Here is a 19,864-nt window from a genome sequence, read left to right on the forward strand (position 1 = left end):
AAATCCCCCGGCGTTCCACGCGCGTTCGGCACGTGGAAAACCCAGCGTCGTCAGAGGCTTGAGGCGTCAGCCGGCGAAGCTGGCCCCGAGCAACGAAAGGTTTTTGCACAATTGCTTCAAATCCTATCTTTTGACTTTTGACGGGTGACTTTCGGACGTCAAGCAACGCAACGATCGGACCGACGTTGATGACGCCCTTCTCGCTCGGGCCCGCCTGCACCCTGTCGCAGGCCGAGGCCATTCATGCCGCCCTGAGCGAGCATCTTCTCGACCATGCGGGCGAAGGGCTTCTCGTCGACGCCTCCGCCGTCGAGGAAGCCGACATCAGCCTCGTCCAGATCCTGGTCTCGGCCGGGCGCACCGCCGCCTCGCGCCACCTCGCCATGACGCTCGAACCCTCGCCCGCGGTCACCGCGCTCCTCGCGCGTGCGGGCCTCGGCGACTGGGCCGCGAGCCTTCGCGCCTGAGCATTTCGAAAAAAGGTCAGTTCCCATGGGCAAGCCCGTTCTCTGCGTCGACGACAGCGCGAGCGTCCGTCAGATGGTGTCGTTCACGCTGGAATCGGCCGGCTACTCGCCGACCACGGACGAGGACGGCGTCGACGCGCTCTCCAAGCTGTCGGGCCACCGCTTCGCGCTCGTGATCACCGATCTCAACATGCCCAACATGGACGGCATCACGATGATCTCGAGGATCCGTGCCATGCCCGAGCATGCCGGCATGCCGATCGTCATGCTGACCACCGAATCCGACGACGCCAAGAAGGCCGCCGGCAAGGCCGCCGGCGCCACGGGCTGGATCGTCAAGCCGTTCGACCAGACGCGTCTCCTGGCCGTCGTCAACAAGCTGATCGGGGCCTGATGCCATGAACAGCGGGAACGCCGTCGAGATTTTCCTGAACGAGGCCCGCGACCTCCTGGAGCAGCTGGAAGCGGCGCTCCTCGATCTCGAGGCGCGTCCCGACGATGCCGAGCTCATCAACACGACCTTCCGCGCGCTCCACACGCTGAAGGGCTCGGGCGGCATGTTCGGCCCGCCCGACATGGCCGCCTTCGCCCACAAGCTGGAGGACGCGTTCGAGCGGGTGCGCCGGGGCGAGGCACCTCTGACGCCCGCCCTCGTCGGCGTGCTCCTGGCCGCCACCGACCAGATCCGCCGCCTCCTGTTCGAGCCGGCGCCGGCGCTCGCCGCGCGCAGCGCCGAGCTCGTCGAGGCGCTGCAAGCCGCCGTCGGCGGCGAGGCCTCCAGCACGCCGGCTGCCGTGCCCGCCGCCGCCGCCATGCCGCAGGCGCCGGCCACCAGCCGCTTTGCCATCACGCTGCGCCTGCCCCCCAACGCACTCCTCTTCGGCACCAATCCGCTGGCCCTCCTCGACGAATTGCGCGCGCTGGGCGAGGCCGAGGTCGAGGCGCTCACCGACGCGGTGCCAGAACTCGCCGTCCTCGCGCCGACCGAGCTGCATCTCGCCTGGCGCATCACCCTTTCCACCGATAAGGGCCTCGGCGCGATCGAGGACGTCTTCATCTTCGTCGACGAGCCGGGCGCCGTCACGATCGAGGCCCTCGGCACGGCCGTGGCCGCGCCCGCCGCCGCACAGGCGAGCGCTGAACCGGTCGTCGCCGCAGCGCCCGCCGCCGCCGCCAAGGTCGAGCCGGCAAGGGCCGAGGCGAAGAGCCAGGCGCAGCCGGAGGCGAGCGTTCGCGTGTCGGCCTCGCGCCTCGACACGCTGCTCGACCAGGTGGGCGAGCTGGTGATCGCGCAGGCGCGCCTCACCGCCCTCACCCACCAGCGCCACGACCCCGTCCTCACCGCCGTGGTCGAGGAGATCGAGCGCATCTCGGCGGACCTGCGCGACAGCGCCATGGACATGCGCATGCTGCCGATCGACTCGCTCTTCTCGCGCTACCGCCGCGTGGTGCGCGACCTGTCGAGCGATCTCGGCAAGGAGATCGACCTCGTCCTGTCGGGCGAGGACACCGAGCTCGACAAGACCGTGCTCGACCGGCTCGGCGATCCGCTCGTCCACATCATCCGCAACTCGATCGACCACGGCATCGAGATGCAGGACCGCCGGCTCGCCGCCGGCAAGTCGAAGCGCGGCACGCTGCGCCTCTCGGCCCGCCAGTCCGGCACCGAGGTCATCATCACGATCGAGGACGACGGCGCCGGCCTCGACCGCGAGCGCATCCTCGACAAGGCGCGCGCCGCGGCATCGTCGCGGACGGCGTGACGCCGCCGAACCGCGAGATCGACGAGCTGATCTTCCACCCCGGCCTGTCGACGGCCGCCGCCGTGTCGAACCTGTCGGGCCGTGGCGTCGGCATGGACGTCGTGCGCCGCACGATCGGCGAGCTGCATGACTCGATCGAGATCGCGACCGAACCCGGCCAGGGCACGCGCTTCACGCTGCGCCTGCCGCTGACGCTCGCCATCATCGACGGGCTTCTGGTGCGCGTCGGCGAGACGAAGTGCATCCTGCCGCTCGCCAATGTCGAGGAATGCGTCGAGCTCTCGGCGATCGAGTGCCGCACGTCGAGCGGACGCAACTTCGTCGACATCCGCAACACGATCCTGCCGATCTTCCACATGGACGCCATCTTCGGCGCCGCCTCGGCCGAGGACGGCATCGTGGTGGTCGCCGACACCGACACGGGCCGCGTCGGCGTGGTGGTCGACCAGGTGGTCGTCCAGCACCAGACCGTGATCAAGCCGCTCTCGCCGCTGCACCGCGCGACGCCGGGCCTCGCCGGCGCGACGATCCTCGGCGACGGCTCGGTGGCGCTGATCCTCGACATCAACACCCTGGTCCGGCAGGCGGGCGCCGTGCGCGCCGACCGCCTCGCCGCCTGAGCCGGAGCGCGAACCGATGACGCAAGCCCCCGCCGCCGCGCCCGACCTCGCCACCGCTGCGCCGCCCGTCGACTTCCTCACCGTCTCGCTCGGACAGGACGTCTTCGCGCTCGCCGTCGAGGCGGTGCACGAGGTGCTCGACCCGCCGCCCGTCACCACCGTGCCGAACGCGCCGGCCTTTGCGCCCGGCCTCGTCAACGTGCGCGGCAACATCATGCCGCTGATCGATCTCCGTCGCCGCTTCGCCATGCCCGCGGTCGCTGACATGGAAAGCTCGCGCGTCATCGTCTCGCGTGTCGAGACGGGCGGCGAGGGCTTCTTCGTGGCGATCAAGGCCGACGCCGTGCACGAGGTCGTCTCGCTCGACCGCGCCGCCGTCGAGCCGGTCTCCGAGAACGGCACGCGCTGGCCGCTGCGCTTCCTGCGCGGCGTCGTGCGCCACGGCGGCGGCTTCGTGGTCCTTCTCGACCTCGAGACCGTGCTGCAGCCCGACCCCGCATCCCTGCCGAACTGAACCCGTCCTCCCATTCCGCCCCGCATTCCGAACCCCTCGGCTCCCTTCCGACCCCGGACCCCCTTCCGATGCGTATCACCATCAAGACCAAGCTGATCTGTTCGTTCGGTGCGGTTCTCGCCCTTCTGGGAACCGCCGGCTATTTCGGCGTCTCCAGCCTCGGCCAGACCAACCAGTCGATGGCCGACTTCGCCTCCGGACCCTTCCGCCAGATGGGCAGCGGCATGGAGATGAAGACGGCGATGATGGACACGCGCCGTGCGCTGGTCGACATCCTCCTCTCGACGGACGCCGCCAAGATCGCGACCCTTAAGGACGGGGTGCAGAAGAACTGGCAGGACATCGAGCACCAGAGCGCCGAGATGCTCGGCGCGATGGACGACGAGGGCCGCAGGGCCGCGGCCGATCTGGCGCCGGCCCTGGCGAAGGCCCGCTCGTTGGTCGACGAGACCCTCGCCCTTCTCGAGCGCGCCGACAACGGCGCGGGCGACAAGGCGATCCGCGAGGTGGGCGCCGCGGTCGATCCGCTGCTAGCCGATCTCTCCAGCCTCCGGTCGGGCCTCGAGGCGTCGGGCGCGCGCGGCGAGGCCGCGGCCGCGAACGACATGGCCCTCGGTCTCGAACGGGCGCGCTTTGCCGCCGTCTCGACGGTCGTGCTCGGCGATTTGCAGGCGATCCAGGCGGCCTCCGACCGCGTCGACGCGCTGACGAGCGAGTTCGGCGCGAAGCTCGAGACCGTCGCGGCGAGCCCGGCGGCCGGCCCGCAGGCCGTTCTCGTCCAGAAGCTGCGCGCCGAATGGAACGCGGCCGACACGGTCCTGTCGCAGACGGCGGCCTATGGCGTGCGCAACGATTTCGCCAATGCGCAGACGACCCTCGATACCAAGGTGGCGCCCACCCTCGGCGCCCTCAGCGACCGCCTCGACGAACTTGCCCGCCAGGCGTCCGAGAGCGCGCAGTCCTCGGTAGCGACGGCCCAAGCGAACTACGAGACCACCCGAACCATGCTGATCGCGATCGTGGTCGGCGCGCTGGCGATCGGTGCGGCGGCGGCGGCCTGTATGGCGCTGACGATCTCGCGCGGCCTCCAGCGCTCGGTGAAGCTTGCCGAGGACATCGGTGCCGGCGACCTGACGCAGACCGTCGCGGTGCGCTCGGACGACGAGATCGGCGACCTGACCCGCGCCATGAACACGATGACCGAGAACCTGCGCACCATCGTGTCGGAGGTGACGCGCTCCGCCGAGCAGGTCGCGGCCGGCGCCCAGCAGTCGGCGGCGACCGCCGAGCAGCTGAGCCAAGGCGCGACCGAGCAGGCGGCCTCCACCGAGCGCCTCGGCCAGGGCGCCGGCGAACAGGCGGCGGCGACGGAGCAGGCGTCGTCGGCGATGGAGGAGATGGCGGCCAACATTCGCCAGAACTCGGAGAACGCCTCGACCACCGAGAAGATCGCGGCGCAGGCCTCGACCAGCGCCGAGCGGAGCGGCCAGGCGGTGGCGAACTCGGTGGAGGCGATGCGCACCATCGCCGACAAGATCCGGATCGTTCAGGAGATCGCCCGCCAGACCGACCTTCTGGCGCTGAACGCGGCGATCGAGGCGGCGCGCGCCGGCCAGCACGGCAAGGGCTTTGCGGTGGTGGCGTCCGAGGTGCGAAAGCTCGCCGAGCGCTCACAGATCGCGGCGACCGAGATCGGGGCTCTGTCGGGCACGACGCTCAAGATCGCCGAGGAAGCCGGCGGCATGCTGCAGCAGCTGGTGCCCGACATCCAGCGCACGTCGGAACTGGTGGCCGAGATCTCGGCGGCCTGCCGCGAGCAGAACGCCGGCGCCGAGCAGATCAACCAGGCCATCCAGCAGCTCGATCAGGTGACGCAGCAGAACGCGGCCGCCGCCAACGAGATGTCGGCCACCGCCGAGCAGCTGTCCGCTGAGGCCGGCCGCCTCAACGATCGCGCCGGCTACTTCCGGCTGGACGACGGGCGCCCGGCGAGCCGGCCGGTGGCCCCCGCCGGCGACGCCCGCGCCCTCCAGGCCAAGGTCGGGCGCTTCGCCGCCGCGAAGGCCGCGCCGAAGGCCAAGGCGCCCGCGCGGCCCGTCGCCAAGGGCGGCTTCGACCTCGACCTCGGCGGTGACGGCCAGGATGCCGGCTTCGAGTGGATGAGCGCATGAGCTTTGCCGCCGGCTACGACCACGATGCGTCCGGCAGCGATGCGCCGGACGAGGAGATCGCGCGCGAGATCCTGACCTTCCGCCTCGGCTCGGAGACCTTCGGCATCCGCGTCGCCCACGTGCGCGAGGTGCTCGACTACAAGCCGATCGCGCGCATCTCGAACGCCCCGTCGATGCTGATTGGCATGATCGACGTGCGCGGCACCGGCGTGCCGGTGGTGGATCTGAAGTCGAAGCTGCGCATGCGCGGCTTCGACGACGGTGAGCCGACGGGCGACAGCCGGATCATCGTCCTCGACTTCGAGGCGGACGGCGTCCGGCGCACGGTGGCGGTGATCGCCGACACGGTGCACGAGGTGACCGAGTTCGCCGAGGAGGACGTCGAGCCGGCGCCCGAGTTCGGTGAGACGTGGAACTCGTCCTTCATGACCGGGCTCGGCCGGCGCGGCGAGACGTTCCTGACGCTGCTCGACCTTCCCAGGCTCTTCGAGGCGGAGCGCTTCGAGTTCGCCTGAGGCGAGACGATGCCGCCTCCCGGGCGGCCCTAAGCATGGGGGCCGTCCCTCTTCTTCCAGCACCGGACCCGACCATGGCGCGCGCCGCGACCCTTCCCAAATCCGCCCCCGTGTCCGCCGGCGCCCATGCGGCGACGCTGGACATGGCGACCTTCCGCGACCTGGCGGTGCTGGTGGACGAGAGCTGCGGCATCATGATGAGCGACGCCAAGCGGGTGATGCTGGAAACGCGGCTGCGCCGGCGCCTCGCCGCGCGAGGCCTCGACGACTTCCGCGCCTATGTCGCGCTCCTGCGCACGCCCGAGGGGCGGGCGGCCGAGTTCCAGGCCTTCACCGACTGCGTGGTCACCAACGAGACCTCGTTCTTCCGCGAGCCGCCGCATTTCGAGCACCTGACACCGGAAGAGCTGCGGCGCCTTGCCGAGGGTGGGCGCGAGCGGTCGCTGCGCATCTGGTCGGCCGCGTCCTCGAGCGGGCAGGAGGCCTACAGCCTCGCGATGATCGCCGACGACGCGTCGAACGGAGGCCAGCTCTTCCCCTGGACGGTGACGGCGACCGACATCTCGGTCCGCATGCTGAACGCAGTGCGCGAGGGCGTCTACCATGCCGACGCCGTGCGCAGCGTGCCGGCGCGCCTGCGCCAGAAGTACCTGGAGCCGGTCGGCACCGGCGCGGACCAGGCGATGAGCGTGCTGCCCGCGCTTCGCCGCAACGTCCGCCTCGGCCAGATCAACCTGATGCACGCCGAGTACCGGCTAGGGCAGACGATGGACATCGTCTTCTGCCGCAACGTCCTCATCTACTTCCAGCCCGACGCCCAGCTCGAGGTGGTCGGCAAGCTCCTGCGCCACCTGCGCCCGGGCGGTCTCCTGTTCCTCGGCCATGCCAAATCGATCCGCTCCACCCGGCTTCCGCTCCGGCTGATCCGCAGCAACATCTACGAGCGGACGGAGTGAGCGCGATGCGGTCCATCAAGGTCCTGATCGTCGACGATTCGGCGAGCGTTCGCACGATCCTCACCGAGATCCTCAACGCCGAGGCCGACATCGAGGTGATCGCCACCGCGTCGAACCCGTATTTCGCGGCCGAGCGGATGCGCGAGGCGGTGCCGGACGTCATCGTCTGCGACATCGAGATGCCGCGCATGGACGGCATCACCTTCGTCCAGAAGCTGATGAGCCAGCGCCCGATCCCGGTCGTGATCTGCTCCTCGCTCGCCGAGGCCGGCTCCAAGATGGCGCTGCAGGCGCTGGAGGCGGGCGCGGTCGAGATCATCACCAAGCCGCGCGTCGGAACGCCCAAGTTCCTGATGGAGGCGAAGACCCGCATCTGCGACGCGGTGCGCGCGGCGTCGAAGGCCCGCGTCGTCGCCCGCACCGCCACGATCGACGTCCAGAAGAAGCTGACCGCCGACGCGGTGCTGCCGCCGGTCTCGGGTCGCCCGATCGACCGCACCACCGACAAGGTCGTGGTGATCGGCGCCTCGACGGGCGGCACGGAGGCGCTGCGCCGGCTGCTCGAGGCGCTGCCGGAGAACTCGCCCGGCATCGTCATCGTCCAGCACATGCCGGCGGGCTTCACCAGCGCCTTCGCGCGCCGCCTCGATGGTCTCTGCCGCATGGAGGTGCGCGAGGCCGAGACCGGCGATCGCGTGGTGCCGGGCCTCGCGCTGATCGCGCCCGGCAACCACCATCTCCTGCTCCAGCGCTCGGGCGCCCAGTACCATGTCGAGGTGCGCGACGGGCCGCTGGTGACGCGCCACCGCCCCTCCGTCGACGTCCTCTTCCGCTCGGCGGCACGCGCGGCCGGCGCCAACGCGCTAGGCGTGATCCTGACGGGCATGGGCGACGACGGCGCCAAGGGCATGCTGGAGCTGCGCCAGACTGGCGCCCACACGCTCGGCCAGGACGAGGGAACTTGCGTCGTCTACGGCATGCCCAAGGAAGCCATGAAGGTCGGTGCGGTGGAAGCCGAACTGCCGCTCGACAGAATCCCCGCCGAAATCCTCCGGTTTGCGGCCGATCCCTCCTTCAAGCCAGCGGCGGCCAAGCGATGACGACACGCGCGAACACCCTGTCCGGCGCAGCTCCCGCCGCCGCACTCGCATCCGGCCCCGGCGACTTCGAGCGGCTCGCCACCGCGTTCGTCCGCTGGACGGCGGCGAGCGAGAGCGTCTTCCTCGACGCCGGCGAACGGCTGCGCACGACACACGGTCGGATCGCAGGCGTGCGCGAAGGCATCGCGCGCGCGACCGAGATCTTCACCCAGCCCGTGATGGCCGAGGCGCGCGCCTCCCTCGTCGAGGCGGCGGCCAGCGTCGAGACGGCGTGGCAGCTGACCGCCGAGCGGCAGGAGCGGATCGGCGAACTGAACGCGGCGGTCGAGAGCGCTCGCAACGCCTCCGCCTCGCTGAAGACCGTGTTCCGCGTCCTCGACTACATCGTCGTGATCGCAAGGGCCCAGGTCGAGAGCATGGCGGGCGCCGAGGTGGACCTCGTGTCCTTCTCGCGCACCGTCGACGATCTCGTAACGTCGGGCACCTCCGTCGCCCAGTCGATCGACGAGCGGATGGGTCTGCTCCGCACCGCGCTCCAGGAAAGCCGCACCATTGCCGCGCGCGCCACCACCGCCGGCGACGAGCGCGAGCTCGCGGGCGGCTTCCAGGCGCTGATCGACCGGATCGCCGAGCAACAGAGCGTGGCGGCGAAAAGCCGGGACGAGGCGCAGCGCGCCTTCACCGCCGTCTGGCAGGCGGTGGCCGGCGCCGTGATGGGCCTTCAGGCCCACGACATGGCCCGCCAGCGGTTGGAGCACACCGTCCAAAATCTGGAGCGGATCGGGCCGCTGCGGCGCGACGGCTGGCTCGTCGAGGGCGAGGCGCCGCTCGAGCCCGCCCATCGGGAGGCCGCGGTGCGCCGCATCGCGCAGCTCGAGATGGCCCAGCTCGACGATCTCGCAGCGACCTACGGCGCGCTGATGGACAAGCTCGGCCTCGACCTCGTCGCCATCGCCGACCGGCTCGACGACTGCGGCGACATCCTGGAGGGCCTTCGCGCGCCGGGGACCGGCACCGAGGGCATGGCGGCGCTGGAGGCGGGCGCCTCGCGCCTGCGGGCCGCGATGGAATCGGGCGCCGAGGCGCGCCGGACGCTCGCCGCCAGCCTGTCGCGCAGCGTCGAGCGCACCGCGCATCTCATCGAGATGACCGACCAGATGACGGGGCTAGAGTTCCACCTCAACCTCGCCGGCCTCAACGCCGCGATCCAAGCCGCCCATGTCGAGGGCGGCGACGAGACGATCGGCTACATCGCTCGCGTGATCCGCGAGCAGTCCTCGCAGGCGCGCGAGGAGGTCGACGTGATCCGTGTCGGCACCGAGCGCGCGGCCGCCGCCACGCAGGACCTTGCCGGCCGCCTCCTCCCTGCAATCGCCGAGGCGGAAACATCGGTGGACCGCAACCTCACGACGGCCTGCTCGGGTCTTGCCAGCGCCGAGGCCGACAGCGCGCGGGCGCTCGCTGCCAGCGCCGAGGCGGCCGGCGGCATGGGCGACGAGATCCGCGCGGTCCTCGAGATGATGTCGCTGCACGAGGAGGGCACCGCGATGATGCGGGCGCTATCAGTCGCGATCGCCTTCCTCGCCGCCGCGCCCATCGACGCCGAACTCCCGGCCGGGGAGGCCGCGCGTCTCGATGCGCTCCTGTGCGCCGGCTATACGATGAAGGAGGAGCGCAGCGTCTTCGTCGCCGCGCTCGGGGGCTCGGGCGGCGAGACCAGCGCTGCCGCTGCGCCCACCGCTGCTGCCCCGGCCGACGACGACTTCGACGACATCCTGTTCTGACCGCGTGCCGCGGCATTACCAGCCGGGCGCGACCGCGCGGGGCGAGGGGACGAGCCCCGAGCGCGGCGCGAGATCGCCCGGCGGCCAGGCGAGCCCGTCGAACCCGTCGCCGCCGCGCCCCAGGAGCGGGCTCGCGAACGGATCGGCAGCCGCGACATCAGCCCAGCGCGCCGAGAGCGTGTCGATCTCGCGCTGCAGTGCGGGCGCGGCCAGCCCGCCGGCGGCCTGGTCCGCCGGGGCCTCGCAGACGAGGCGCGCATCCGGCGCGATCACGACGCGGCGCCCGAGCGCCTGAAGCTTCAGCGCGTAGTCGGCCGAGAAGAGATGGCGCGGGAAGAGAACGGAATCGAACCCGCCGAGCGCCAGGAAGTCCGCCCGCCGCGTCGCGAACACGCGGCCGCTGACGGCCGACACCTGATGGGCGACGAGAAGGCCGTCGCCGTGACCGGGGTCCTCCGCGCCTCGGCCGCGATAGCGCTGGCGCGGCGCGGCGCCAAGGTCGAGCGCAAGGCCCGCATCGACGATATCGCCGGCGCGGCCGACGAGAAGCGGCGCGACGAGGCCGGTCCCGGGATCGGCGAGGCGGCCGAGGAGTTCGTCCAGCCAGCGGTCGTCGATGGGCGTGACGCCGACCGACAGGAGGCAGAGCGCCTCCCCGGACAGTCTCGCCGCGGCCTCGCCCAGCCGGCGTGCCGGCGAGCGGCCGGGCGCCGCGCCCTCCGTCTCGACCCCGCCGAGGCGAAGGCGCGCGAGCGCCGCACTGTCGAGGCGCGGCGAGGACACGAGGACGGTCGCCGCGCGGCGTCGGCGTGTCGGCTCCAGCGCCTCCAGGGCGGCGGCGATCGCCGCCTCGTCGTGCCAGCCGGCGTCGAGAAGGATCGAACAGGCACCGGGCAGCGGCTCGCGCCGGACCCGCACGGCCGGAAGGCTCGCCGGCGGGCGCGGCTCGATCGTTGCGGCGAGCCCGCGCCGCGCCAGATGCGCGCGCACCGCCGCGGCCAGGCGATCCGTCGCGCCGGGAACAGTGGGCGGGACGGTGAAGCCGAAACCCGGCACGTGAAGATGGCGCGCGGTGCCCGAGAGGGCCCGGTCGAGCGGATGCAGGAACAGGCGATCGGCATCGCCGGCGCCGGCCTCGAGCGCGGCGAGCGCCGCCTGGCGACGGATCGCGAAGGGCGCGCCCGCGCAGCCCTGCTCCAGCGCGCGCTCGTGGTCGAAGGCGGTGGCGGCGAAGGGCGCGGGTTCGCCCCCGTCCAGCATCAGGAGGCGATCGCCGAAGGCGATCGCAGCGCCGGGGTCCGAGAGGAGCGCCTCCACCAGACGCTCCGGCCCGCCGGGGCGGGCGAGCGTTCCGGCCGGCATCACCAGCACCGCCTCGCAGTCGGCCGCCTCGCCCTCGAGGAACCCCCGGAGGTCGGCGGGCTCGAAGCCGCCGTCGCGCTCCGGCAGGACGACGCCGATCCATTCGCCGAGCGCATCGAGCGCGGGCGCGGCAAGGCTCGCCTCCGCGCCGTCCTCGCCGACGAGGGCGACCGCGACGGGCGGGGTGCCGAGACGCGGCATGGGGGGAAGCGGAAACCGCGCCTCCCACCGCGCGAAATCGGCGAACGGCAGCCCTTGCGGAAACCAGCGGTCGAAGCGCTCGCCGCGCAATCGCTCGCCCTCGGTCTCGGCCCGTTCATCGAGATGGGCACCGAGCGTATCGGCAAAGGCGAGGACCGCGACGGGGCCGCCCGGCAGCGGCTGGCCGTCGGCATGGACCTCGACCTCGTGCAGCCGACCGTCGGCGAACTCGTCCGGCAGCCGCAGGCGAAAGGCAGGCTCGGCGCGCAGCTGCCCGCCGCGCCGCACCTCGCGCCAGCGGTCGGCGAAGGCGAGCGCGACGATGGCGTCGTCGATGCGCGCCTCGATCCGCGGCGGCGGGCCGTCCCCGGACGGACGATGCACCCAGCCCTCTAGATCGAGGCCGCCCGGCCAGCGCACCGCGCCGGCCGGGCCGGGGGACGCCGCGAAGGGCTCGCCCTCGTGCAAGGGGATGGGTGCCCCCACGGGCTCGCCGCCATTGGCAAGGCGGATTGTGGCCGTCGTCGCATGGGGCAGCACCGAGGCGTCGAGCGCGAACGCGAAGCCGTGGCACCCGTCGCCCACCGCTGCGCCGCCCTCAGTGCCCGCCGCGAGCCGGAGGTCGGCCCGCGCCAGCCCCACCGGCACGCCGTCGAGAAGGAGCTCCACGACGAAGCGTTGCTCGGCATCGGCGGGATCGGCGGCCCAGCCTTCGATCTGCGTTTCGCCCGTGCGTCGGGCGAAAAGGCGCAGCGTGCCGTCGTCGGCGACGCGGGCCGGTGCGTCGGTCGATCCGGCGGACAGGCGCCTACGCCGCGAGGCGACCAGCGAACCAATCGACGATGGCCTGGACGGTGTCTCGCTCATCGTGGCTCCGATCGAGAAGAAGGGACGGGGGCATCGGATCGAGCGCGCCGTCGCTCCAGTCGACCTGCGCGCCGGGGCGGCCGGTCTCGGCGATGATCCGCTCGAAGAGGGCGAGCGAGGGATCGGCGGGCGGCAGCACCAGCGCCGCGACGCCGGATGCGGCGGCGGCGAACTCGTCGGGGCGGAGCCGTCCCGTGGCCGCGATGCCGCGCCCGATCAGGGCGAGGTCGTCGGCACTCGCGCCGACGACCGCGAGCCGCGCGCCGGGCAAGCGGGCGCGGAGCGCGGCGCCGAGGCGCTGCGCGAAGGCGAGCGAGGCCGGGGCGGGGACCCCCATGACCACGGCAAGCTTATTGTCCGCCTCGGCGGGCGGGAGGCGCGGTGCCGTTTCCGGCGGTCCCCGGAGCCATGCCGCCGCCGGATCCCCATGCAGCGCGCGGCGCAGTGCCGCCTCCGTGGCACGGTCGAGGGCGAGGATCGAGACCGCGCGGTCGCCGAGTTCCGCGCGCCAGGCGAGCGCGTCGGCCGCCAGCGGATGGGCTCCGCCCGGCTGCGGCGTGCCGGCGAGGATTGTCATGGTGCCGCCGAGCGGCGAAATCGCATGGAGCAGGCCGCTTGGCGGGGGCGCGCCGACGAGATCGATCTCGGTCGGCGCCAGCGCCGCGAGCCAGGCCGCCAGCGCACCGCCCTCCGCGGCCAGGTCGTACCCGAGCGACTGCGGCGCGCCGCCGCCGCCGCTTGCGAGGTCCGCCCGGAGCCCGGCGCCCGACCGGCGCCACGTCAGCACCACCGCGCCGGCAGCCGCCTCGCCGAGGCGATGAAGGTGTTCCACCAGCACCGCGCTGCCCGCAGGTGCTAGGAGGAGGCGCGGGCGGCCGGTCGGCGGGCAGGCCTCTTCCAGCCGCGCCCGGGCCGCCCGCAGCGGATCGGCGCGGCGGAAGGCGGCGCTTTCCGCGCGGATGCCGGGAAAACGGCGACGAAGACGTCGCAGGTTGCGCGCCACGAGCATCGCCTTGTCCGGCCCGAACGAGCGCGAGCCGTGATGGGGGACGAAGAGCGCGGGAGCGGCGACGTTGCGAAACCCCGCCTGCCGTGCGGCAAGCGTCCATTCGAGGTCCTCGAAATAGCCGCGCTCGTAGATCTCCGACGGCGGACCCACGGCGGCGAGGCAGTCGTGGCGCAGGTACAAGGCGAAGCCGATACCGTTCGGAAGCGCGACGGGCGAGGCGTCGAGGCGCCGCGCGGCGGCGTCGAGCCGGGCGGCTTCGGTCTCAGGCGGCAGCGGCGCCGCCTGCCCGATGCGCGGCCAGCTCGTCCACTCGCCGTTGTTCGACAGGGGCGTCGCGGTGCCGATGTCGGGCGCCGCATAGGCCGCGTCGGCGAGGCGCTGGAGAGCGCCGGCCGGCAGGATCGCGTCGGCATTCAACACCAGCGCGTCCGAGCCTTCGCCGCCCTCGAGGCCGAGCGCCACCGCGCCGGGAAAGCCGCGGTTCACCGCCGTGCGGCGAAGCTCGAGGAGGCCGCGTGCGGCAAAGCTCTCGAGAAGCGCCGTGATGGCGGGGAAGGGCGAGCAGTCGTCCACCGCGACGAGCCGGGCGCCGGGGTGGCGGGCGACCTCGAGGACGGCGGCCCGCAGGGCGCTGCGCGTCGCCTCGGGATCGCCGAAGACGGGCATCACCACCCGCACCGGACGGCGCGGTGGACTAGCCGTGGGCGGCGCCGCCGGTCGGGCGGCACGGGGCCCGCGATGGTGCGAGCGGGCATGCAGCGGGCCTTGCGCGACGATGCGCCCGTCGCGCTCCAGCCGCCAGCCCTCGACCGCCCCGGCCACCGAGCCGTCGAGCCGCGCGCCCGAAGCGCCCGGCGGCAGGAAGCCGAGGTGGGGCAGGGGCCGGAGGGCGAAGCGCTGCTCGCCCGCCGGACCGGGCAGCACGAGGCTGGGTGCGGGATCGCCGCGCCAGATCGCCCAGCCCGTCAGCCGGCCGTCCGCAAGATCGGCGATGAGCGCCGCGTCCTCGCCCGCGCGAAAGAGCGCGGCCAGCGCTTGGGCCAGCGCGTCGTCGGCGGCCACGGGATTGGACAGGATGCGCCGGGCGGCGAGGCGCACGCCGTCGCGGTCGGCGGCAAGGCGCAGCGCGATCAGTGCGGCAGCGGGATCGAGCGGGTCGGCGAGGAGTGCGTGCGAGAGCTCCGCGTCGGCCGCCTCGCGCTCGCCCGCCGCCGAAAGGGCGAGCGCCAGAAGCGCGCGTTCGGCCGCCGCCGCGGGCTCGTCAAGCCGCACGCGACGGCGCAGGAGCGCCACCGCATCCTGCGGGGCGCCGTCGCGAAAGCGCCGCGCCGCAAGACGCGTCAGCGCCTCGGCGTGACGCTCCGGCAGCGCCAGCGCCGCGTCGGATGCCAGGAGGTCGGTCCAGTCCATCGCGCCTTCGAGCACCGTGATCGATCGCCTTTCCTTGGCAGAGCTGGCTGGCGGCGGCCTGACCGATGGCGCGGGCCGCCGTCGTCTTCACCCTTTGCTTGCCCTGTCCGCATGTCCCGCTTGCGGCGCCGGCCGGTCGTGGCAAGCTGCAGGCTGACGCAGTGCGCCAGCCGGGACCCCGAGCCATGAGCCAGACCGACGACACGAAGGACAGCGGCGACGCGCGCGACCGTTCGGGCGGCTCGTCCTCCTCGTCCGGCTCGAACGCCTCGGCGGCCGCGACGGTCGCCATGTCCGGCAGCATCGCGACCGCCGCCACGACGACGTCCGCCGCGGCCGGTCCGTCCGCCGGCGCAGGCGGGGCACGCGGCGGCGGCGAGGGCGCGGCGATCGCTGGCGCCGGTGGCAGCGGCGCGGCGGCGGAGACCGGCGGTGCGGCCGGCGCGACCGACGGATCGGCCGGCGCCGGTCCGCAGGCGGGCGGCGGCATGACCGGAGGACTGGGCGGCGCGCGGCAGGCGGGCCCGCATGCCGGGCCGGGCGGCGTATCCGCCGGCATCGGCGGGGCGAGCCTTGGTGGATCGACGGGCGGCGCGGCCGCAGGATCAGCCAGCAATGGCGGTGGCGGCGCGGCGGCCGGCGGCGGCTCGGCGGCGGCCGTGCGCGATGCGGGACCCGAGCGCGGCGATGCAGCCAGCGGCGGCGGGGGCGCGGAGAGCGGTGGATCGGGCGATGGCGGCGGTGCAGCCAGTTCCGCCGAGAGTGGGGGCGAGGGAGGTGCATCGGGCGGCGAGGGCGGCGAGTCCGGTGGCGGCGGCAGCGCGGGCGGCGGCGGCGGAACGGCGGCGAGCGAGGCGGCGGCCGCTGCCGCCGGCGGCTCGTCGGGTTCGAGCGGCGGTGGTTCGGGGGGAGCGGGCAACGGCGGGTCGTCCGGCTCCGGCGTGTCCGGCACCGCGGGCGCATCCGGGACCTCTACCGGCTCGGACACGGCAACAGGTACGACACTCGGTGGAACCACCGCCGCGCTCACGCCCACCGTTTCGATCGACATCGCGCCCGTCTGCTTCCGGCCCGGCACGCGCATTGCGACGCCGGCCGGCGCGTCGGCGATCGAGGACTTGCAGCCCGGCGATCTCGTCCTGACCGTCGATGGCGCGGCGGAACCGGTGCGCTGGATCGGACGCCAGACGGTGCCGGTGCGCGGCAGCGATCCGCTGCGCGTCCTGCCGATCCGCATCCGGGCCGGCGCGATCTCGGAGGCCATGCCGAGCCGCGACCTGTTCCTGTCGCCCGACCACGCGGTCGGAATCGGCGGCATCCTCGTCCATGCCTCGGCGCTGGTCGATGGGGTCGCTGTCACACGTGAAACGCCAGTCGCGGAGACGATCCTCTATCTCCATGTCGAGCTCGCGCGCCACGCGCTGATCCTCGCCGAGGGGCTGGCGGCCGAGAGCTTCGTCGACAATCTCGAGCAACTCGGCTTCGACAACTGGGACGAGCGCGAGGCGCTGGTGCCGGACGCCGTGCCGGCGGCCGAGATGGACCTGCCACGGGCGAAGTCGCGCCGGCAGGTGCCCGCAGCCCTCCGCCGGGCGCTGGAGGCACGTGCCAGCATCCTTCAACCCGACCGGGATCCGCTCGCCGCCTGACGGGGGCTTTCGGTTTCCGCCGGCCGATACCGGCTCGTCAGGACGCCATGCGTTTCGCCCGCCGCCCCCGCCCGAAGGCGGTGCGGCTCCAGTGCCGCTCGCTCGCCTTGTAGGCGGCGAGGCAATGGATCGCGACATGGGCGAGGCACTCCGCCCGCTCGAGGAGGAGGGCGTCGTCGGCCTCGCCCGATGACGGCCGCGCGAGCGCGTCGACCCACACCCGCGTCAGCAGGCCGGGACCCGTCGCCAGCCACAGGATGTCGCCGTCGCCGCGATTGACCGCCTCGCTCGCCTGGGCAAGCGCCCTGAGGACGAGGGGATGGCCGGGGCGTGCGGCGAGCACGTTGTTGCCGACCGAGCCGAGGTCTTCCTGATAGGCGAGGAGACCGGCGCCGCGCTGGAGCAGCGGCGCGATCGGACGCAGGCACCGGTCGTCGGCATCGACCCAGACGCCGCCCTCGCGGGCGAGGAGCGCGAGGCGAAAGAGGTCCGCCTTCATCGCCGGCTCGCGGGCCCGCGCGAAGGCCGCGGCGGTGGCCGGCGGCCCGTACGCCGCCAGCCAGCCTGCCGCCTCGCGCTCGCTCCAGACGCGGTGGGTGAAACCGGGGTTGAGATCGCGCCAGGTCGCCATGTAGGCGGCGACGTCGGCCGGCACCGCGTCGTCGGTCCAGAACTGGTGGATCGCCCGCGGCACGCCGCCGTCGCCGTCGCCGACGCGGGTCGCGAGCGCGCCCTGCCGGCGGGCCTCGATCAGATAGAGGACCGACGAGGCGGTGTGGTCGGGGAAGGCGCGCAGGCACGCTGCGATCGCGGCAAGGCGCACGGCCGGCGGCTCGGCCAGCGCCGCCTGCAGCGCCGCCAGCGCCTCGGCGTCGAGGCGGAATTCGTCGAGAAGCTGGCCGTAATGGCTCTGCGAGGGATTGGCGGACTTGCCGCGCAGCGCGTTGGCCCCGGCCTCCAGCGCCGCACCCTCCTGAAGCGCGCGGGCGGCGCGCGGCAGGTCGAGCGCAGGGAGCGCGGCATGGGCGAGGCGGTTGCGATACCAGCCGTCCGCCGGCTGCAGGCGCACGGCCGCCTCGCCCTCCGCGATGGCGTGGTCGAAGTCCCAACGGGCGGCCGCGAGCTGGGCGAGGGCGAAATGCAGTCGCGCCGTGTCGGCCCGCGTCGCGGTGGTCAATCCCGACAGGAGCGCCTCGGCGCGCGGCAGCCGTGCGCCCTCGATCGCGGCCAGGGCGGCGGCGATCGCGACGGCGGGAACCCGCGCCCGCGCGAGGCTCTCGTCGAAGCAGCGCTCGGCCTCCGCGATCCGGCCGAGCTGGCGCAGCGTCTCGGCGCGCGCGAGGGTCAGCTCGGGCCGCTCGCCGAAGCGCCGCGCGGCCGCCTCGAAGCGTTCGAGCGCCGACGCCGGATCGCCGCGCATCGCGGCAAGGCGCGCCAGCATCAGGGGAGGGCCGAGCCGGCCGGGATCGGCGGTCGCAGCCTCGTCGAAGAGGGCGGTGGCGGCCTCGAGATCGTCGCGCGACAGGGCGAGCCGGGCCCGCGCCTCGAGAAGGCCGGGATGGCCGGGGTGACGCGCCTCGCCGAACGACAGCCAGGCCAGCGCCGCCTCGGGCCACCCCTGCCGCAGCGCTTCCTCGGCGGTCTCGACCGCAAGGTCCGGCCGGTCCGGCCAGCGCCGCGTGGCGTCTTCCAGCACCCGCAGCGCGCCTGCGCCGTCGCCGTCCAGGCGCCGGATGCGGGCAAGCGCGAGCGCGGCTTCCGCGGCGCGGGGATCGCCGGGCGGGAGGCCGGCAAGGAGCGCGCGGGCGTCGTCGCCGTCGCCGCGCTCGGCGAGCCGCAGCGCGAGGAGGATGCGCGGATGGCTTTCGCCGGGGTCGGCCGCGATCGCGGCACTCAGCGCCGAGACCGCCTCGTCCGCATTGCCCCGTGCCTCGGCGAGAAGGGCGAGGCCGACATGGGCCCAGCCGAAACCTGGCCGGCTTTCCAAGGCCGCGCGGTAGGCGGCCGCCGCCGCCTCGAAGCGCCCAAGCTCGCGCTCCATGTCGCCAAGGCAAAGGAGCGCGCGCGGATGACCGGGCGAGAGGCGCAGCGCCTCGCCCAGCCGCGCGCGTGCGCCGGCGATGCCGTCGAGGCGGCGGGCGAGGAGGGCGCGTTCGACGAGGGCCTCCGGCGCGGCGTCGGGGCGTTCGGCGAGGCGCTCGTAGACGGTTGCGGCGTCCGTGAAGGAGCCGTCCGCGCGAAGGTCGGCGCCAAGATCGAAGCCGGCCTGCGACGGTCCCGCACCGTCCGCCCAGAGCGCGCGCATCCGATCGAGCGCCTCCGCCTCGCGTCCCTCGGCGCGCGCGACGAGGGCGAGGACGCGGTGGGCGCGCGGGGCGGCGGGGTCGATCGCGAGCGCGGCCTCGGCGTCGGCCCTCGCCTGCGCGATGCGGCCGAGCGCGAGGGCCTCGCCAGCACATTCCGCGCGCAGGGTGGCGTCCGCGGGAAGGAGGCGCGCGGCGGCGCGAAGGTGGGCGAGCGCCCGCTCCGCGTCGCCGGCCTGGCGGGCGCCCCGCGCGAGCTGCCGCAGCGGTCGGGGGGTCGCCCCGCGCCGCACGAGATGGCGGACGCAGACCGTCTCGGCCTCCGCGCGCTCGCCGCGTTCGAGGAGCACGTCGGCAAGATCCAGCGCGCCGGCATCCGGGTCGAGGGCGGCGAGCGCGCGGGCCTCATCGAGCCGCATCGCCGCATCGCCGCGACGGGCGGCGAGCCGCATCAGGGCGCGGCGTGCGCCGGCAAAGTGGGGGTGGTGCTGCACGAGCGCGCGCAGCGCGACGTCCGCCTCGTCCAGCCGCTCCAGCGCCACGAGCGCCTCGGCATGGTCGAGCAGGAACCAGGGATCGGCGGGCAGGAGATCGGCCGCGACGCGAAGGGCGGCCAGCGCGTCCTCGGCGTTGCCGCGCGCGCGCGCCGCCGCGCCGAGCGCGCGAAGGGCGTGGGGCAGGGGCGTTCCGCCGGCGAGCGCGCGGAGCGCCGCATCGGCCTCCTCGCCGCGGCCGAGCGCGCGCAAGGTCTCGGCGGCGTCGTAGGCGCTCCAGAGGTCAGCGCGGTCTCGCGCGGTGGCGGCCCGAAAATGGTGGAGCGCGGCATCGAGGTCGCCGGCGGCGCGTGCGACGAGCCCGAGCGTGCGGCGGGCGGGCGCGAAATCCGGACGCTCCCCGGCGAGAGCCTCTGCCGTCCGTCGGGCGTCCTCGACCTCACCGAGCGCGAGAAGTTCGAGCGCTGCGTCGTTGCGGCTCCACGGGTCGCCCGCCTCGCGGAATAGCGCCAGTGCGCGCGCCCGCTCGCCGGCCGCGCGGGCGGCGAGCGCGAGGTCGCGCAAGCTGGGGGTCGGGAGGGCGGACATCGGCGGGCGGCTCGTCGGGCGGAAGGGCACGGAGGCGCCGACCTTGCACCGCGAACCCTGAACGGGCCCTTACGCCGGAAACGCCTCCGCG

Annotated in this window: 12 protein-coding genes and 1 pseudogene; 10 read left to right on the forward strand and 3 right to left on the reverse strand. The window is 73.8% G+C overall.

What is annotated here, in order from left to right; genetic code table 11:
* The first annotated feature begins 188 nt into the window (after positions 1-188).
* From ACLNGM_RS03860 to ACLNGM_RS03900, 9 genes and pseudogenes are all read left to right on the forward strand, one after another.
* Positions 189-467: an STAS domain-containing protein gene (locus tag ACLNGM_RS03860; protein ID WP_416357268.1), complete on the forward strand. Its 279-nt coding sequence runs from the start codon at positions 189-191 to the stop codon at positions 465-467.
* A gap of 25 nt (positions 468-492) precedes the next feature.
* A complete protein-coding gene (locus ACLNGM_RS03865) occupies positions 493-861 on the forward strand; it encodes a response regulator (RefSeq protein ID WP_416357269.1) in 369 nt (122 codons plus the stop codon).
* 4 nt (positions 862-865) lie between these two features.
* A pseudogene (locus tag ACLNGM_RS03870) lies at positions 866-2,850 on the forward strand (chemotaxis protein CheA).
* A gap of 16 nt (positions 2,851-2,866) precedes the next feature.
* Positions 2,867-3,364 (forward strand): chemotaxis protein CheW, encoded by a 498-nt coding sequence (locus ACLNGM_RS03875; protein ID WP_416357270.1) that lies wholly within the window; start codon positions 2,867-2,869, stop codon positions 3,362-3,364.
* 68 nt (positions 3,365-3,432) lie between these two features.
* Positions 3,433-5,535, forward strand: a complete 2,103-nt coding sequence (locus ACLNGM_RS03880) for a HAMP domain-containing methyl-accepting chemotaxis protein (RefSeq protein WP_416357271.1) — start codon at positions 3,433-3,435, stop codon at positions 5,533-5,535.
* The gene (locus tag ACLNGM_RS03885; RefSeq protein WP_416357272.1) at positions 5,532-6,050 is read left to right on the forward strand and encodes a chemotaxis protein CheW; all 519 of its coding nucleotides are present in this window, start codon (positions 5,532-5,534) and stop codon (positions 6,048-6,050) included. Before ACLNGM_RS03880 ends, ACLNGM_RS03885 begins: the two co-directional genes overlap by 4 nt.
* A 74-nt stretch (positions 6,051-6,124) precedes the next feature.
* The gene (locus tag ACLNGM_RS03890; protein ID WP_416357273.1) at positions 6,125-7,006 is read left to right on the forward strand and encodes a CheR family methyltransferase; all 882 of its coding nucleotides are present in this window, start codon (positions 6,125-6,127) and stop codon (positions 7,004-7,006) included.
* Positions 7,007-7,011: 5 nt separating this feature from the next.
* Positions 7,012-8,106, forward strand: coding sequence for a protein-glutamate methylesterase/protein-glutamine glutaminase (locus ACLNGM_RS03895; protein ID WP_416357274.1), 1,095 nt, complete (start codon positions 7,012-7,014; stop codon positions 8,104-8,106).
* On the forward strand, positions 8,103-9,890 hold the full coding sequence (locus tag ACLNGM_RS03900; protein WP_416357275.1) for a hypothetical protein: 1,788 nt from the start codon (positions 8,103-8,105) through the stop codon (positions 9,888-9,890). The genes ACLNGM_RS03895 and ACLNGM_RS03900 overlap by 4 nt, the downstream gene beginning before the upstream one ends.
* A gap of 15 nt (positions 9,891-9,905) precedes the next feature.
* Here ACLNGM_RS03900 and ACLNGM_RS03905 read toward each other — a convergent pair whose 3' ends face one another.
* Both ACLNGM_RS03905 and ACLNGM_RS03910 read right to left on the reverse strand, forming a co-directional pair.
* Positions 9,906-12,320, reverse strand: coding sequence for a hypothetical protein (locus ACLNGM_RS03905; protein WP_416357276.1), 2,415 nt, complete (start codon positions 12,318-12,320; stop codon positions 9,906-9,908).
* Positions 12,262-14,739, reverse strand: coding sequence for a glycosyltransferase (locus ACLNGM_RS03910; protein ID WP_416357277.1), 2,478 nt, complete (start codon positions 14,737-14,739; stop codon positions 12,262-12,264). Before ACLNGM_RS03910 ends, ACLNGM_RS03905 begins: the two co-directional genes overlap by 59 nt.
* 185 nt (positions 14,740-14,924) lie before the next feature.
* Here ACLNGM_RS03910 and ACLNGM_RS03915 point away from each other — a divergent pair, with 185 nt between their 5' ends.
* Positions 14,925-16,388, forward strand: a complete 1,464-nt coding sequence (locus ACLNGM_RS03915; protein ID WP_416357278.1) for a Hint domain-containing protein — start codon at positions 14,925-14,927, stop codon at positions 16,386-16,388.
* A gap of 37 nt (positions 16,389-16,425) precedes the next feature.
* Here the strand turns inward: ACLNGM_RS03915 and ACLNGM_RS03920 are convergent, their stop codons facing one another.
* A complete protein-coding gene (locus ACLNGM_RS03920; protein ID WP_416357279.1) occupies positions 16,426-19,773 on the reverse strand; it encodes a tetratricopeptide repeat protein in 3,348 nt (1,115 codons plus the stop codon).
* Positions 19,774-19,864: the final 91 nt, after the last annotated feature.

It is taken from the genome of Aureimonas phyllosphaerae, from assembly GCF_047943035.1.
Taxonomy (GTDB): Bacteria; Pseudomonadota; Alphaproteobacteria; order Rhizobiales; family Rhizobiaceae; genus Aureimonas; species Aureimonas phyllosphaerae.

Bases quoted from the DNA above. Each gene is read 5' to 3' on its own strand.
- ACLNGM_RS03905 (WP_416357276.1), bottom strand. From the start codon at position 12,320: ATGAGCGAGACACCGTCCAGGCCATCGTCGATTGGTTCGCTGGTCGCC.
- ACLNGM_RS03900 (WP_416357275.1), top strand. From the start codon at position 8,103: ATGACGACACGCGCGAACACCCTGTCCGGCGCAGCTCCCGCCGCCGCA.
- ACLNGM_RS03920 (WP_416357279.1), bottom strand. From the start codon at position 19,773: ATGTCCGCCCTCCCGACCCCCAGCTTGCGCGACCTCGCGCTCGCCGCC.
- ACLNGM_RS03910 (WP_416357277.1), bottom strand. From the start codon at position 14,739: ATGGACTGGACCGACCTCCTGGCATCCGACGCGGCGCTGGCGCTGCCG.
- ACLNGM_RS03885 (WP_416357272.1), top strand. From the start codon at position 5,532: ATGAGCTTTGCCGCCGGCTACGACCACGATGCGTCCGGCAGCGATGCG.
- ACLNGM_RS03890 (WP_416357273.1), top strand. From the start codon at position 6,125: ATGGCGCGCGCCGCGACCCTTCCCAAATCCGCCCCCGTGTCCGCCGGC.
- ACLNGM_RS03915 (WP_416357278.1), top strand. From the start codon at position 14,925: ATGAGCCAGACCGACGACACGAAGGACAGCGGCGACGCGCGCGACCGT.
- ACLNGM_RS03895 (WP_416357274.1), top strand. From the start codon at position 7,012: ATGCGGTCCATCAAGGTCCTGATCGTCGACGATTCGGCGAGCGTTCGC.
- ACLNGM_RS03860 (WP_416357268.1), top strand. From the start codon at position 189: ATGACGCCCTTCTCGCTCGGGCCCGCCTGCACCCTGTCGCAGGCCGAG.
- ACLNGM_RS03865 (WP_416357269.1), top strand. From the start codon at position 493: ATGGGCAAGCCCGTTCTCTGCGTCGACGACAGCGCGAGCGTCCGTCAG.
- ACLNGM_RS03880 (WP_416357271.1), top strand. From the start codon at position 3,433: ATGCGTATCACCATCAAGACCAAGCTGATCTGTTCGTTCGGTGCGGTT.
- ACLNGM_RS03875 (WP_416357270.1), top strand. From the start codon at position 2,867: ATGACGCAAGCCCCCGCCGCCGCGCCCGACCTCGCCACCGCTGCGCCG.